At 62.2% G+C, this 14,125-nt stretch carries 13 protein-coding genes; 6 read left to right on the top strand and 7 right to left on the bottom strand.

The genetic code is table 11. The features are described 5' to 3' along the window. Window positions 1–95: 95 nt before the first annotated feature. The 3 genes from ABHM97_RS00860 to ABHM97_RS00850 all read left to right on the top strand — a co-directional run bounded on the left by ABHM97_RS00860 (window position 96) and on the right by ABHM97_RS00850 (window position 4,063). Window positions 96–818 (top strand): TetR/AcrR family transcriptional regulator, encoded by a 723-nt coding sequence (locus tag ABHM97_RS00860; RefSeq protein WP_235521078.1) that lies wholly within the window; start codon window positions 96–98, stop codon window positions 816–818. Window positions 819–884: 66 nt separating this feature from the next. After that, window positions 885–2,915, top strand: a complete 2,031-nt coding sequence (locus ABHM97_RS00855) for a PTS mannitol transporter subunit IICBA (protein ID WP_349469232.1) — start codon at window positions 885–887, stop codon at window positions 2,913–2,915. Continuing rightward, window positions 2,915–4,063 (top strand): mannitol-1-phosphate 5-dehydrogenase, encoded by a 1,149-nt coding sequence (locus ABHM97_RS00850; RefSeq protein WP_349469231.1) that lies wholly within the window; start codon window positions 2,915–2,917, stop codon window positions 4,061–4,063. Before ABHM97_RS00855 ends, ABHM97_RS00850 begins: the two co-directional genes overlap by 1 nt. A 284-nt stretch (window positions 4,064–4,347) precedes the next feature. On the opposite strand, the gene cycA is transcribed toward ABHM97_RS00850, so the two are convergent. From cycA to ABHM97_RS00825, 5 genes are all read right to left on the bottom strand, one after another. Continuing rightward, entirely contained in the window at window positions 4,348–5,808 is a 1,461-nt protein-coding gene (gene cycA, locus ABHM97_RS00845) for a D-serine/D-alanine/glycine transporter (protein WP_349469230.1), read from the bottom strand. Between the two features lie 161 nt (window positions 5,809–5,969). Continuing rightward, the gene (locus ABHM97_RS00840) at window positions 5,970–6,731 is read right to left on the bottom strand and encodes an ABC transporter permease (protein WP_349469229.1); all 762 of its coding nucleotides are present in this window, start codon (window positions 6,729–6,731) and stop codon (window positions 5,970–5,972) included. Beyond that, entirely contained in the window at window positions 6,728–7,501 is a 774-nt protein-coding gene (locus tag ABHM97_RS00835) for an ABC transporter ATP-binding protein (RefSeq protein WP_349469228.1), read from the bottom strand. The genes ABHM97_RS00840 and ABHM97_RS00835 overlap by 4 nt, the downstream gene beginning before the upstream one ends. Continuing rightward, window positions 7,498–7,863: a DUF1048 domain-containing protein gene (locus ABHM97_RS00830; protein WP_235521065.1), complete on the bottom strand. Its 366-nt coding sequence runs from the start codon at window positions 7,861–7,863 to the stop codon at window positions 7,498–7,500. The genes ABHM97_RS00835 and ABHM97_RS00830 overlap by 4 nt, the downstream gene beginning before the upstream one ends. Window position 7,864: 1 nt before the next feature. Next, a complete protein-coding gene (locus ABHM97_RS00825) occupies window positions 7,865–8,194 on the bottom strand; it encodes a PadR family transcriptional regulator (protein WP_349469227.1) in 330 nt (109 codons plus the stop codon). A gap of 140 nt (window positions 8,195–8,334) precedes the next feature. Between ABHM97_RS00825 and ABHM97_RS00820 the strand changes: the two genes are divergently transcribed. Genes ABHM97_RS00820 through ABHM97_RS00810 form a run of 3 tightly spaced genes read left to right on the top strand, consistent with a single transcriptional unit; the run spans window position 8,335 to window position 10,562 of the window. Then, window positions 8,335–8,805 carry a GNAT family N-acetyltransferase gene (locus ABHM97_RS00820; RefSeq protein WP_235521225.1) on the top strand — a complete coding sequence of 157 codons (471 nt, stop codon included), beginning with the start codon at window positions 8,335–8,337 and terminating at the stop codon, window positions 8,803–8,805. Window positions 8,806–8,847: 42 nt separating this feature from the next. Beyond that, window positions 8,848–9,291 carry a MarR family winged helix-turn-helix transcriptional regulator gene (locus ABHM97_RS00815; protein ID WP_349469226.1) on the top strand — a complete coding sequence of 148 codons (444 nt, stop codon included), beginning with the start codon at window positions 8,848–8,850 and terminating at the stop codon, window positions 9,289–9,291. 32 nt (window positions 9,292–9,323) lie between these two features. Next, window positions 9,324–10,562, top strand: coding sequence for an MFS transporter (locus ABHM97_RS00810; RefSeq protein ID WP_349469225.1), 1,239 nt, complete (start codon window positions 9,324–9,326; stop codon window positions 10,560–10,562). A gap of 52 nt (window positions 10,563–10,614) precedes the next feature. Here the strand turns inward: ABHM97_RS00810 and ABHM97_RS00805 are convergent, their stop codons facing one another. Further along, window positions 10,615–12,084 carry a sugar porter family MFS transporter gene (locus ABHM97_RS00805; RefSeq protein WP_349469223.1) on the bottom strand — a complete coding sequence of 490 codons (1,470 nt, stop codon included), beginning with the start codon at window positions 12,082–12,084 and terminating at the stop codon, window positions 10,615–10,617. A gap of 326 nt (window positions 12,085–12,410) precedes the next feature. Next, on the bottom strand, window positions 12,411–14,063 hold the full coding sequence (locus ABHM97_RS00800) for an MDR family MFS transporter (RefSeq protein ID WP_349469222.1): 1,653 nt from the start codon (window positions 14,061–14,063) through the stop codon (window positions 12,411–12,413). Between the last annotated feature and the right edge of the window lie 62 nt (window positions 14,064–14,125).

The raw sequence follows: 14,125 nt of genomic DNA, 5'->3' as shown, positions 1-14,125 counted from the left end.
TGGTTCAGACCCGCCGGCGACGGCACCGGGAGCCCCATAAATAACTCTTGTGAGCCACTTCATATAGCAACGCTATAGGTGCTAGGGTAGCGGTTATGAGTTTCGATGACCAGCTTCCGCCCAAAATTCGGTTGCTTCGCGCAGCTGCCGAATTGCTGGCGAATTCGGAAGGGTCAGCGGTCTCAACGCGCCAGATCACCAAGCTTGCCGGGGTCACGGCGCCCACGCTCTACCACCACTTTGGCGACAAAGAAGGGCTTTTCGACGCCGTCGTTTCCGCCGGTTTCGAAGAGTATGTGGCGGGGGAGCGGGATTTTGCACCGTCCGGGGAGCCTTTGGAAGATGTTCGGCGGATGTGGGATAACCACGTCCAGTTCGGGCTGACCCAACCCCATCTGTATCTGGTGATGTTCGGCAACATCAGGCCGGAAAGCCGCCCAGCAATCGTGGCCGATGCTGAAGCGCTTCTGGAAGAGATGCTGAACAAGGCCGCTATCTCCGGTCAGATCAACGTGCCGCCCCGCGAAGCGGCACGAAGCATCCTTGCGGCCAACGTGGGCGTCACGCTCATGCTGATCGCAGAACCGGTGGAAGAACGGAACCTCGAGCTCTCAACGATGACCCGGGATTCCATGATTTTCGCCGTCTCCACGGACACCGCCCGTGGCGCCGCAGCGGACGACTCCGGCAAGTCCTCGGTTGTTGTTGCGGCAATCGCCCTGAATGCGGCACTGCAGGCCTCGCATTCGGACCAACTATCCAGCTCTGAACTGAAGCTTTTCCTTGAGTGGCTTCACCGTATTTCCAGCAGCTCCTAAGGCTGTTCTCGCTCGATCTGTATCGACTGACCCCGCGCCGCCGCGGGATACACGTTAGGAATTCACATGGCAACAGAGACAGTTGCGAAGCCCCGCACCAGCGCCCGCGTTGGTGTCCAAAAGTTCGGAACATTCCTGTCCGGCATGATCATGCCCAACATTGGCGCTTTCATCGCCTGGGGCCTCATCACGGCTTTGTTCATCAAAGTAGGCTGGATTCCGGTCCCGGAACTGGGTGGTTTCGGCACCAATGACAAGGGTGCCCCCAACGTCGGCATCGTTGGCCCCATGGTCACGTACCTCCTTCCGCTCCTGATCGCCTACACCGGCGGCCGGATGGTCTACGACGTCCGTGGTGGCGTCGTTGGCGCCATTGCCACCATGGGAGTCATTGCCGGTACGGACTCGCCCATGTTCATCGGTGCCATGATCATGGGCCCGCTGGGCGGCTGGACCATGAAGCAGATCGACCGCCTGTGGGACGGCAAGATCCGTCCGGGCTTCGAGATGCTGGTGAACAACTTCTCCGCCGGCATCTGGGGTGCAGCATTGGCGTTGGGTGGCTTCTACGGCCTCTCCTGGGTCGTCAAGCGTTTCACGGAAGGCGCGGGCAGCGTGGTCGAATTCCTGGTCAACAACGGCCTGCTGCCGTTGACCAGCATCTTCATCGAGCCCGCCAAGGTACTCTTCCTCAACAACGCCATCAACCACGGCGTGCTGACCCCCTTGGGTATCCAGCAGTCGCTTGAACACGGCAAGTCCATCCTGTTCCTGCTCGAAGCCAACCCCGGCCCGGGCCTGGGCATCCTGCTGGCGTACATGTTCTTCGGCCGCGGCGCCGCACGGGCATCTGCTCCTGGCGCTGCCATCATCCAGTTCTTCGGTGGCATCCACGAGATCTACTTCCCGTACGTCCTGATGAAGCCGATCCTCATCCTCGCTGCCATCGGTGGCGGCATGACTGGCATCGCAACCCTGGCCATCACCAACTCCGGCCTCGTTGCTCCGGCAGCACCGGGTTCCATCATTGCTGTCATTGCCCAGACTTCACGCGATAGCTACATTGGCGTCGTCCTCGCAGTTGTCCTTGCAGCGACGGTGTCCTTCCTCATTGCCTCGCTGATCCTGCGTACTTCCAAGAACAAGGGCGAGGACGATCTTTCCGCGGCCACGTCCCGCATGGAGGCCATGAAGGGCAAGAAGAGCTCGGTCTCCTCGGCACTGGTGGGGGACGGCGGCGGCCGCAGCGATGTGGCAGTACTGACCCGTCCCGTACGGAACATCGTCTTCGCGTGCGACGCAGGCATGGGCTCCAGTGCCATGGGCGCTTCGGTCCTGCGCAACAAGATCAAGGCCGCCGGCTTCCCGGACGTGAAGGTCACCAACTCGGCCATCGCCAACCTGAGTGACACTTACGACGTCGTCGTCACCCACCAGGACCTGACCGAACGCGCCCAGCCGAAGACCTCCAGTGCAGTGCACTACTCGGTGGACAACTTCATGAACAGCCCCAAGTATGACGACATCGTCGAACTCGTGAAGACCAGCAACGCCGAAGACGTGGCTTCGGGTACGGGCACGATCACGGAACCAGCCGCTGCCACAACTGAAGCAGCCGCCGCCCATGGTGCGCATGCTGCCGAGCCGGCCGCCGACGTCGAAGGTAAATCAGTGCTGCTGCGCGAAAGCGTGATCCTCAACGGCAAGGCGGGAGACCGCGACTCGGCGATCGACGAAGCCGGACAGCTCCTGCTGGACCGTGGCGCAGTGGACATGAGCTACGTCCACGCCATGCACGAACGCGAAGAATCAGTGTCCACCTACATGGGCAGCTTCCTGGCCATTCCGCACGGCACCAACGATGCCAAAGAGCACATCATGCACTCCGCGGTGTCCATCATCCGCTACCCCGAAGGCATCGATTGGGGCGGCAAGCAGGTGAAGTTCGTGGTCGGCGTGGCCGGCATCAACAATGAACACCTCCACATCCTGTCCTCCATCGCGAAGATCTTCACCAACAAGGCCCAGGTGGCCCAGCTGGAGGAAGCAACAACCGTTGAGGAAGTCCTGGAGCTGTTCGGAAAGGTCAACGCATAGTGAAGGCAGTCCATTTCGGGGCAGGTAATATCGGGCGCGGCTTCGTGGGTTTGCTGCTCCACGAAGCGGGCTATGAGGTGGTGTTCGCCGACGTCGCGGACGCCCTGATCAGCCAGCTCGCCGAGGCCACCAGCTATGACGTCCACGAGGTTGGCGACAACCCTGCGGTGAAGACCGTGGAAGGCTTCCGGGCCTTGAACTCTGCGACGCAGGAAGCCACCGTTGTGGAGGAAATCTCGACGGCGGATGTGGTCACCACCGCGGTGGGGCCCCACATCCTGAAGTTCGTCGCTCCGGTGATCGCCCGCGGGTTGGCCGCCAGCCCCGTGGACCTGCAGCCGCTGCAGGTGATGGCATGCGAGAACGCCATCAATGCCACTGATGTGCTGCAGTCCGAGATCCGGGCCGCTTGGGACGACTCCGCCGGGGACCTGGACGCCGTCGCTGTTTTCGCGAACACGGCGGTGGACCGTATTGTCCCCAACCAGGCACCAGGCCAAGGCCTGGATGTCACGGTGGAGACGTTCTACGAATGGGTCATCGACCGGACGCCCTTCAAGGGCAACGCGCCGGTGATCCCGGGCGCCACGTTCGTGGACGAGTTGGGACCGTACATCGAGCGCAAGCTCTTCACCGTGAACACGGGCCACGCTTCCGCGGCCTACTTTGGCTACGCGGCCGGCATCGAGAAGATCTCGGACGCCATGGCTGATCCTTCGGTGGCCGCCAAAGTACGGGCCGTGCTGGAGGAGACCAAGGAACTCCTGGTGGCCAAGCACGGTTTCGATGAGGCTGCGCAGGAGGCGTACGTGCAGAAGATCCTGCAACGCTTCACCAACCCGCACCTTCCCGACACCGTGAACCGCGTGGGCCGCGCGCCCCTGCGGAAACTCAGCCGGCACGAGCGGTTCGTTGGGCCGGCAGCTGAGCTGGCCGAGCGCGGCGTCACCCCCGTGGCGCTGCTCGAGGCGATGTCCGCAGCCCTTCGGTTCGACGATGCTTCGGATGTCGAAGCCGTGGAGCTCGGAAAGCTGCTGTCCGAGCTGGACGCGGCCGCCGCCGTCGAACGGATCACGGAACTCACGCCTGCGCACCCGCTGTTCCCCGCGCTCCAGAAACTCGTGGAGGACCGCCAAGCGGAGCTCTGACGCTCTCTCACGTTCCACCCGGTTGGGCGTGACGCTCTCTCACGTTCCGCCGTGTTGGGCGTGATGCTCTCTCACGTTCCGCCGTGTTGGGCGTGACGCTCTCTCATGTTCCGCCTAAAGGCCCGGCGTCGAGCACTCACCTGAGTGTCCGACGCCGGGCCTTTCCGCGCCGGTGAGTGAGGGTTGGGGGGAAGCGGTTGGGATGTGAGTGAGGGTTGGAAGCAGAAAAGCACGACGGCGGGCACCCAACCGGGTGGCCGCCGTCGTGCTTTCAGTGTGCGGGTTTAGCGCGCTGCCGCGGTTTCGGCGTCTGCCATCGCCTTCCACTCGGCCACGCGGGCCTGATGCAGGGGCGATTTCCGGACCACCGCGTAAGCGACACCCAGGATTGCGAACCAGATGGGCGTCACCAGCAGGGCGGTGAGTGTGTCCGGCTGCGTGGTCAGGGCCCACACCAGGAATGCGAAGAACGCGAACACCACCCACACCATCACAATGCCGCCGGGCATCTTGAACGGTGAAGCGGCGTGCTGCTCGGGGCGGCGTTTGCGGTACACCAGGTAGCTGGCCAGGATGATGGACCAAACGAACATGAAGCAGACGGCGGACACGGTGGTGACCATGTCGAACGCCACGCCAACGTCCTTGCCCGCGTAGAGAAGCGCGACGCCGGCCAGCAGCAGGACGCATGAGAGGAACAGTGCGTTCTGGGGTACTTTGCGGCTGGAGAGCCGGCCGAAGAGCTTGGGTGCGTCGCCGTCGTTGGCCAAGCCGTAGACCATGCGTGACGTCGAGTAGATGCCGGAGTTGGCCGAGGACATGGCAGAGGTAAGGACCACGAGGTTGACCACTGTGGCGGCCATGCCGAGCCCGGCAAGGGAGAACATGGCGATGAACGGGCTTTGGCCTGCCTTGAACTCGGTCCATGGGGTGACGGACATCAGGATGATGAGGGCGCCTACGTAGAAGAGCATGACGCGCAGGGGGATGGCGTTGATGGCGCGGGGGAGGTTGTGTTCCGGGTTCTTGGTTTCGGCGGCGGCTGTGCCCACCAGTTCGATGCCCACGAACGCGAAGACGGCGATCTGGAAGCCGGCCACGAAGCCCATGAATTCCTTGGGGAAGAACCCGCCGTGGCTCCAGAGGTTGGTGAAGCTGGCCGTTCCCGCATTGGACTGGAAGCCGGTGAAGATCATGACCAGGCCCACTACGATCAGCGCAACGATGGCCACGATCTTGATGAGCGCGAACCAGAATTCGGTCTCGCCGAAGGCTTTGACGGTGGGCAGGTTCAGGAGCAGAAGGATGATGATGGTGGCCAGGCCCGGGATCCAGAGCTGGATTCCCGGCCACAGCTCGTTGGCGTAGCCTGCGATCGCGATGACGTCCGCAACGCCAGTGACTACCCAGCAGAACCAGTAGGTCCAACCTGTAAAGAAGCCTGCCCACGGGCCCAGGAGATCGCCCGCGAAGTCGCTGAAGGACTTGTAGTTCAGGTTGGACAGCAGGAGCTGGCCCATGGCCCGCATCACGAAGAAGAGCATGAAGCCGATGATCATGTACACGAAGATCACGGAGGGGCCGGCAACCGAGATGGTCTTGCCGGAGCCCATGAAGAGGCCCGTTCCGATGGCGCCGCCGATGGCCAGGAGCTGGATGTGGCGGTTGCTGAGCGAGCGTGACAGGTGGGGCTCGCTGTCCCTGCTTGAGGAGCGGAGCCGCCCCTGTGTTGTCTGGTCGGACATTAGTTCAAGAACCCTTCGAAGGACCCGCCATAATAGTGACGGCCGTTACAAATGTGTTCGATAAAGCTATAGCTAATGTCTGACCAATTGCGAATCGGTCTGCATGGCGAAAGCTCCCCTGGTGAGAAAGGGAGCTTAGGCCGTTGTTTTGGTTGCTCGGATCAGGCGATTTGGCGCTTGTAGGCCGCGGTGGCAAATACGTAGGCGAGGACCAGGATTCCCAAGCACCAGGCCAAGGCTACCCAGATGTCGCTGCCCACCGGGCGCTGCGCGAACAGATCCTGGATGGTGTTCACAATCGAGGTGACCGGTTGGTTCTCCGCGAACCAGCGAACCGGTCCCGGCATGGTCTCCGTGGGGACGAAGGCCGAGCTGATGAAGGGCAGGAAGATCAGCGGGTAGGAGAAGCCGCCGGCGCCATCCACCGACTTGGCGGACAGGCCTGCGATGATGGCGATCCAGGTGAGCGCCAGGGTGAACAATGCCAGGATTCCTGCCACGGCGAGCCACTCCAGCACGCTGGCTGAGGTGCGGAACCCCATGAGGAGCGCCACCAGCACGATGATCACCAACGAGAGTCCGTTGGCAACGAGTGAGGTCAGGACGTGCGCCCACAACACCGACGAGCGTGCGATCGGCATGGACTGGAATCGCTCGAAGATTCCGCTCTGCATGTCGGTGAACAAGCGCACCGCGGTGTAGGCGATGCCTGAAGCGATGGCGATGAGCATGATTCCGGGGAGCAGGTAGTTGACATAGTTCCCCGTGTCCGTCCTGATGGCGCCGCCGAAGACGTAGACGAACAGCAGCATCAGAGCGACGGGTGTGATCGCGGTGGTGATGATGGTGTCCACGCTGCGGAAAATGTGCCGCATGGACCGCCCCAGCAGGACAGAGGTGTCTGAGAAGAAGTGGGTGTTCATGACCTGTCCTTTACTGAATCGTTGCTGCCTGTGCCCACGAGAGCCAGGAAGATGTCCTCCAGGCTGGGCTGCTTCTCGACGTATTCGATCTTGGCCGGTGGAAGGAGCTGCTTGAGTTCGGCGAGCGTTCCGTTGGCAATGATGCGGCCCTCATGAAGAATGGCAATGCGGTCCGCGAGTTGCTCGGCCTCGTCGAGGTACTGCGTGGTGAGCAGGACGGTGGTTCCCTGGTTGGCTAGCTTCTTCACGATATGCCAGACCTCCAGCCGGGCTTCGGGATCGAGGCCCGTGGTTGGCTCGTCGAGGAAGATCACTTTGGGGTCGCCGATCAAGCTCATGGCGATGTCCAGCCGGCGGCGCATGCCGCCGGAGTAGGCCGCCACTTTCCGGTTTCCGGCGTCGCTGAGGTTGAACTGGGCCAGCAACCCGTCCGCGATCCGGCCCGGGTTCTTCAGGTGGCGTAGCTTCGCCACCAGGACCAGGTTCTCCTTGCCCGTGAGGATCCCGTCCACCGCGGCGAACTGTCCGGTGAGGCTGATGGACTCCCGCACCCGCAGCGGCTCTGCCGCGACGTCAAAACCTTCGACGGCGGCCGTTCCACCATCCGCTGTGAGCAGCGTGGACAGGATCTTCACCATGGTGGTCTTGCCCGCACCATTGGAGCCGAGCAGGGCGAAGATGCTGCCTGACGCTACCTCGAAGTCCACCCCGCGGAGCACGTGGAGGTCCTTGTAGGACTTCTCGATGCCTTGGACGCTGATGGCCGTCATGATTCCGCTTCCTTTGCTTTGTCGATGGCCTTGATGAGGCGATCGCGTTCCTTGTCGATCCAGCGCTTTCCGCCATAGGCCTGTGCGAACGCTTCGGCGAATTCGATGGGGTCCTCGCCGACGATTTCGCTCACGGGCGTGCTGTCAATCGCGGCCCGTTCCCAGAGGTCTGCGAGGTCGGTGAACATCTGCACCATGGTGTCGCCCTCGGTAACACCGCCGTAGTACATGAGGTACCGGTTGAAAGCCGTCGCTGCGGTGAGGTACGGCTCCGGCAGGGCCTCCAGCCGGGCCCTTGCCTGCTTGAACTGCTTCTTCTGCTCGAGTGATCCGGTGACCAGTTCGATCCATTTCGCTGCCATGTTATTTCCCTTCCTTGCGGAGCTGTTCAAGCCGTGCGGACAAGAAGCTCCAGGTGTTCCAAAATTCGTTGAGTTCTTTTTCGCCTTGGGTGTTGAGCGTGTACACCTTGCGGGGTGGGCCTTTTTCGGACGGCCGTTTCTCCACGTCCACCAGCCCCTTCTGTTCGATCCTGACCAGCAGTGCGTACACGGTGCCTTCGGCGATCTCGGTGAATCCCTGCTCCCGGAGGAGCGTGGTGATTTCGTATCCGTAGGCTGCCTTTCCGGTCAGGAGGGCCAGGACGATTCCCTCCAATGTGCCTTTGAGCATCTCGGTCATTTGCTTGCCCATCAGACACCTCCATTCGCTACTCAGTATTACTAGCTACCACTACATAGTAGAACTAGGTACCGGTACTTAGCAATACTGAGTTCTAATGAAGATGGCATGCTGGGCTGGTGACTACAGAATCCGGTTCCGCAACCACTTTGATGACCGCCGCCGTCGAGCCTGGAGTCTTCACCCTCCGCCGCGCCCAAAAGGGCGACCTGCCGCGGATCCTCGCGTTGCTCGTTGACGACCAGCTCGGCGCCGCGCGCGAAAGCCTCGAGGATTTGGGCCCTTATGAGCTGGCTTTTGACGCGATCGACGGCGACCCTTCCCACCTTCTGGTAGTGGGCGAACTCCAAGGCGATGTCGTGGCCACTTTCCAGCTCAGCTTCCTCCCGGGGCTTTCGCGGAAGGGGGCGTGGCGGGCGCAGATCGAAGCGGTCCGGGTGTCTGATGTCCTGCGTGGCCAGGGTGTTGGTGCGTTGATGATCGAGTGGGCCATTGACCAGGCGCGGGAGCGTGGATGCTCGCTGGTCCAGCTCACCACGGACAAGTCACGGGTCGATGCGCACCGTTTCTACGAGCGCCTGGGCTTCGTTGCGAGCCACGAAGGCATGAAGCTCGCGCTCTAGCCACTTGACTATTAGGTACCCTAACTATTAGGCTACCTAAATATGACGAGCACTTCGGATAAAGCCCTTACCAACCTCGCGAAGGAATACCGCGAGGCCCTCCGTTTGGGCGTCTACATGTTCCGCCGTCTGGACCCGGAAGGCGAACTCACTGCCGCGCAGCTGAGCCTGCTCTCCATGATCCAGGACGCCGGCCTCAGGGTGGGCGACATCGCCAAGAACCTGGGGATCAAAGTCCCGAGCGCCACGGAGCAGATCATCAAGCTCGAGCGGGCAGGCCTGGTCACCCGCCAGCCCGATCCCGACGATTCCCGCGCCGTCCAGGTGGCCATTACCCGGGCCGGGACAGCCGCCGTCGAATCCGCCGACCAGCGGCGCAACGCCCTGGTGGCCGAACTGCTCCAGGGCCTCAGCAGCCAAGAGATTGAGCAGCTCGCGGTTGCACTCCCAGTGATGGCCAAGCTCAACAGTTCATTCCAGAACTAACCAGAATCAACGCACCGACAAGGAGCCATTGAATGTCACGCCCGTTGGCTGACGCTTCAGCAAGCGCCGAAACAACCATCGAAAACACCCTCGAGGCTGAGAAAGCATCCCTCCTCAAACAGCCGAAAGCTGTATGGGCCACCGCCCTCGCGGCAGTTTTCGCGTTCATGGGCATCGGGCTCGTGGACCCCATCCTCCCTGCGATCGCCAAGAACCTCGAGGCGTCCACCAGCGAAGTGTCGTTGTTGTTCACCAGCTACTTCCTGGTGACCGCCGTCGCGATGTTGATCAGTGGTTTCGTGTCCTCCCGCATTGGCGGCAAGAAGACCCTGCTCATCGGTTTGGCGATCATCGTGGTGTTCGCGTCGCTCTCCGGCTTGTCCGGCAGCGTTGAACAGCTGGTGGGCTTCCGCGCCGGTTGGGGCCTCGGCAACGCGTTGTTCGTTGCCACGGCGCTGGCTGTCATTGTCGGCGTGGCCAGCGGTGGAACCGGCACGGCCATCATCCTGTACGAAGCCGCCCTTGGCCTGGGTATCTCGCTTGGCCCGCTGCTGGGCGCACTCCTTGGTGGATGGCAGTGGCGTGCACCGTTCTTCGGCACGGCAGTCCTCATGGCCGCCGCCTTCATTGCCCTGCTGGCGCTGCTGCCTAAAACACCAGCCCCGGCCAAAAAATCGCGGCTCCGCGACCCGCTGCTGGCGCTTGGGCACAAGGGCCTCCGCACCACGGCCGCCAGCGCACTGTTCTACAACTACGGCTTCTTCACCATCCTCGCTTTCACGCCGTTCATCCTGGGCATGGACGCTTACGGGATCGGCGGCGTGTTCTTCGGTTGGGGCGTCGCCGTGGCCGTCTTCTCGGTGTTCGTGGCTCCCGTCCTGCAAAGGCGCTTCGGTGCCGTCAAGGTCCTGACCGGCACGCTGGCCGCACTGATGCTCGACCTGCTCGGGCTGGGACTGGCTGCGGGGCACTCGGTGACTGCCGTCGTCGTGCTTGTTATCGTGGCCGGTGCCCTGCTGGGCATCAACAACACGGTTTACACCGAGCTGGCCATGGGCGTCTCGGATTCGCCGCGTCCTGTCGCGTCCGCCGGCTACAACTTTGTCCGCTGGATGGGTGGAGCGCTGGCTCCGTTCGCGGCGGCCCAGTTGGGCGAGCACTTCGGCCCGCAGGTTCCGTTCTTTGCAGGCGCCGTGGCCATGGTGATCGCGATCCTCGTAGCCTTTGGAGGCCGTAGTTACCTGTCGTCCCACGAACCGCACCTGGTCTAACTCCTTACATAAAAAACGAGCCCCGCGGTGATCCGCGGGGCTCGTTGTGCATCTACTTGGTTTCGTCCGAGGTGACCGGCAACGGCGACACCGGCGCTCCCTTGGGAACGAACAGTGTCTCGGCCTGCTCAAGGGACATGCCGTTCGTCTCGGGAACCTTGAACATCACAAAGAAGAACGACGCCGCCGCGAACGCCGCGTACATGGCGTACGTCAGGGGCAGCGAACCCGCCGCCATGATGGGGAAACTGAGCGTGATGGCAAAGTTCGCGATCCATTGCGCGGCCGCAGCCAGGCCCAGGGCGCGGGCCCGGATGCGGGACGGGAAGATCTCGCCCAGCAGGACCCAGACCAGCGGACCCCAGGAAGCCCCAAAGCTGACGACGAAGACGTTGGCAGCGACCAAGGCCACGGGTCCCCAAGCGCCGGGCAGCGAGATCTCGGAACCCGTTCCAGTCGCCGAGGAGAACGCCAACGCCATGACAGCCAGGGAGACGGCCATGCCGATCGAACCGGTCAGCAGGATGGGCCGGCGGCCGATGCGGTCCACCAGCGCGATGGCTACCAGTGTCACCAGGATGTTGGTGACCGAGGTGGCAACGGAGATGGTCAGGGAGTCCTTTTCCTGGAACCCGACTGCCTTCCAGAGCGTCGTTGAGTAGTAGAAGATCACGTTGATGCCCACGAACTGCTGCAGGACCGACAGGATGATGCCGATCCACACCACGGGGAGCAGGCCGAACCGGTTGCCGCGGAGGGAGCCCTTCTTGGTGGAAAGCTTTTCCTGCTGGATGGACTCGCGGATCTCGCGGATGTGCCGTTCGATGTCGTCGCCCGGGATGAGCCTCTGGAAGATGCCGCGGGCCTGGTCTTCCTTGCCGTTAAGCACCAGGAAGTGCGGGGACTCGGGCAGGCGGAACGCGATCAAACCGTACACGGCAGCTGGGATGGCGCACGCGATGAACATCCAGCGCCACGCCTCGATGCCCAGCCACAGCATTCCACCGGCACCGCCGGCTGTGTTGGCAAGGACAGCGTCGGAAAGGAGCGCCGCAAAGATACCGGTGGTGATGGCCAACTGCTGAAGTGAAGCGAGGCGCCCGCGCACGTGGCGCGGGGAGATCTCGGAAATGTATGCGGGAGCAATAACGGAGGCCAGTCCGATGCCCAACCCGCCAACCAGCCGCCAGAAGACGAGGTCCCACACGCTGAACGCCAGGCCGGTTCCCACAGCACTCACCAGGAAGAGGAGCGCACCGATTTTCATGGCGGGGATGCGGCCGTAGCGGTCGGCTACTTTGCCGGCCAGGTATGCACCCGCGGCACAGCCCAACAAGGCAACCGCGACGGCGAAGCCCGTTACTGCCTCGCTCATGACGAACTCGTCCGCCATTGCGTCCACGGCGCCGTTAACAACGGACGAATCGAAGCCGAAGAGGAAGCCGCCCACCGCGCCGGCAACGGCCAGGCCGATCACCTTCCGCGAAACTGGGGGTGCGCCTTCGGTGCTGGAACTGGACATGGGACTCCCTTGGGGAATGGTGGTGTGGGATCGCGGTGCGGGACGTCGTCGGCTGTTCCGACGGGGACGCCGGTGCACTCGCGCTACACAGTGTGGCACGGCCCGTCACGCAAGTTCCAGTCAAGGCCTGCCAGATGACCCGTGTTCACTTTCTTAACCCAGTAGGGGCTGGCTGTGAGCTGAGTGTTCCCTGAATGCTTCACAGGGTGTGTTTTCGGGGCTAAGTAGTCCTTGTTGGGTCAACTAATTGAACACAAAGCGCGACGTCGGCCCTTGGGTCTGGTGCCAAACCCAAGGCCCGCCGCCGTGGAGAGCTGAATCCGGTGCTAGTGCGCCGGAACGGAATCCTTGGCCGCGGCCTTGGGATCCGTGAGCTTCTTGTTGGGCAATGCGAAGCTGATCAGGAACGCGATGATCATGAGCCCGGCCGCAGTCAGCATGACCACATCGATGGCTTGGGCAAAACCTTCGGTGATGGGCCGGGTGAGCGTGCTGTTGGCCGAATGCAACCAGCTGGTGTCGTTCAGCGAGTCGTTATTGGCGCCGTTCTTGAAGAAATCAAAAAGCTTGGCATTCGCAGGGTCTGAGGCCACGGCTGGATCCCGCAGGACGGCTTGGTAGTCAGGGCTGGCCGCGGCCGCCTTCATGCCATCGGCGATCTTGTCAGCTGCCGTGCTGAACAGCATGGAGATGAACACTGCCGTGCCCACTGCGCCACCCATGGAGCGGAAGAACGCAGCCGTGGAAGTACCCACGCCCATATCCTTCGGCGGAACCGAGACCTGCATGGCCAGCGTGAGTGGCTGCATGCAGAAGCCCAAGCCGACACCGAAGAACACCGCAATCAATCCGGGAACCCACAGGCCTGTGTCGACTCCCAGTACGAAGCCCATGACGGTAGCCGCGGCTGCCAGGATCGCGGTTCCCAGGATGGGGAAGATCCGGTAAACGCCGGATGAGGAGATGGTCCGGCCGGCCGAAATGGAACCGAAGAGGATGCCCACGGTGAAAGTGATCATCATCAGGCCGGCCTCAGTGGGGGTGAGGCCCTTCACCAGCTGCAAGTACATGGGCAGCATGGCAATCGCACCGAACATGCCGATGCCGATGATGAAGTTCAACAGCGAGGACAAGCCGAAGGTGGTGTTGCTGAAGAGGCGCAACGGGATCAGCGCGTAGTCGCCGGCACGCTTCTCAACCAGCAGGAATGCCACGATGCCTATGACGCCGAGCCCGTAGCAGAGCCACGACCCGCCCGAAGACCATCCCCACGTGCGCCCTTGTTCAGCAACCAGCAGCAACGGAACGATGGCCAAAGTGATGGCCGCCGCGCCCCAATAGTCGATCTTCTGCTTCACATGACGGGCAGGCAGGTGCAGGTACAGGAAGACCACCACAAGCGCAGCAAGGCCGATAGGCAGGTTGATGAAGAACACCCAGCGCCAGCCATCGAAGCCGAGGATGTTGGCTGAGCCGGCGAAAGCGCCACCAATTACTGGGCCAAGAACGGAGGAAATACCGAAGACGGACATGAAATAGCCCTGGTACTTTGCCCTGTCCTTCAGTGCAACGATGTCGCCGATGATGGTCAGCGCCAATGCCAGCAAGCCGCCGGCACCAAGCCCCTGGATGCCACGGGCAATGGCGAGCTCAGTCATGGAGTGGACCGAGCCCGCGTACAGGGAGCCGGCCAGGAACACCAGGATGGCAGTGAGGTACAGCGGCCGACGGCCAAAGATGTCGCTGAGCTTGCCATAGAGCGGCGTGCTGACGGTCGACGTGATGAGGTAGGCAGTGGTGGCCCATGCCTGGAGGGACAAACCATCCAGGTCGTTGGCGATGGTGTAGATGGACGTGGACACGATGGTTTGGTCCAACGACGACAGGAACATGCCGAGCATGAGTCCCACCATGACGGTGAGCGTCTGACGATGCGTCAGCACCTCACCGGCGGCCCGCACGGGCGTGGATTTGGACATATCTTCTCCAGAGATGGCAGAAAAGGGATTAAGCAGGATAGTTGCTTTCAGTAACTATCCTA

Origin of the sequence: Paenarthrobacter sp. CAP02 (genome assembly GCF_040137855.1) — a bacterium.
Lineage (GTDB): Bacteria > Actinomycetota > Actinomycetes > Actinomycetales > Micrococcaceae > Arthrobacter.
The sequence above is the reverse complement of the archived record's forward strand: the minus strand, read 5'-3'. Positions and strand labels throughout refer to the sequence as shown.

Coding starts and splice junctions, on each gene's coding strand:
- ABHM97_RS00860 (WP_235521078.1), top strand. CDS start 96: ATGAGTTTCGATGACCAGCTTCCGCCCAAAATTCGGTTGCTTCGCGCA.
- ABHM97_RS00855 (WP_349469232.1), top strand. CDS start 885: ATGGCAACAGAGACAGTTGCGAAGCCCCGCACCAGCGCCCGCGTTGGT.
- cycA (WP_349469230.1), bottom strand. CDS start 5,808: ATGTCCGACCAGACAACACAGGGGCGGCTCCGCTCCTCAAGCAGGGAC.
- ABHM97_RS00840 (WP_349469229.1), bottom strand. CDS start 6,731: ATGAACACCCACTTCTTCTCAGACACCTCTGTCCTGCTGGGGCGGTCC.
- ABHM97_RS00835 (WP_349469228.1), bottom strand. CDS start 7,501: ATGACGGCCATCAGCGTCCAAGGCATCGAGAAGTCCTACAAGGACCTC.
- ABHM97_RS00830 (WP_235521065.1), bottom strand. CDS start 7,863: ATGGCAGCGAAATGGATCGAACTGGTCACCGGATCACTCGAGCAGAAG.
- ABHM97_RS00825 (WP_349469227.1), bottom strand. CDS start 8,194: ATGGGCAAGCAAATGACCGAGATGCTCAAAGGCACATTGGAGGGAATC.
- ABHM97_RS00820 (WP_235521225.1), top strand. CDS start 8,335: ATGACCGCCGCCGTCGAGCCTGGAGTCTTCACCCTCCGCCGCGCCCAA.
- ABHM97_RS00815 (WP_349469226.1), top strand. CDS start 8,848: ATGACGAGCACTTCGGATAAAGCCCTTACCAACCTCGCGAAGGAATAC.
- ABHM97_RS00810 (WP_349469225.1), top strand. CDS start 9,324: ATGTCACGCCCGTTGGCTGACGCTTCAGCAAGCGCCGAAACAACCATC.
- ABHM97_RS00805 (WP_349469223.1), bottom strand. CDS start 12,084: ATGTCCAGTTCCAGCACCGAAGGCGCACCCCCAGTTTCGCGGAAGGTG.
- ABHM97_RS00800 (WP_349469222.1), bottom strand. CDS start 14,063: ATGTCCAAATCCACGCCCGTGCGGGCCGCCGGTGAGGTGCTGACGCAT.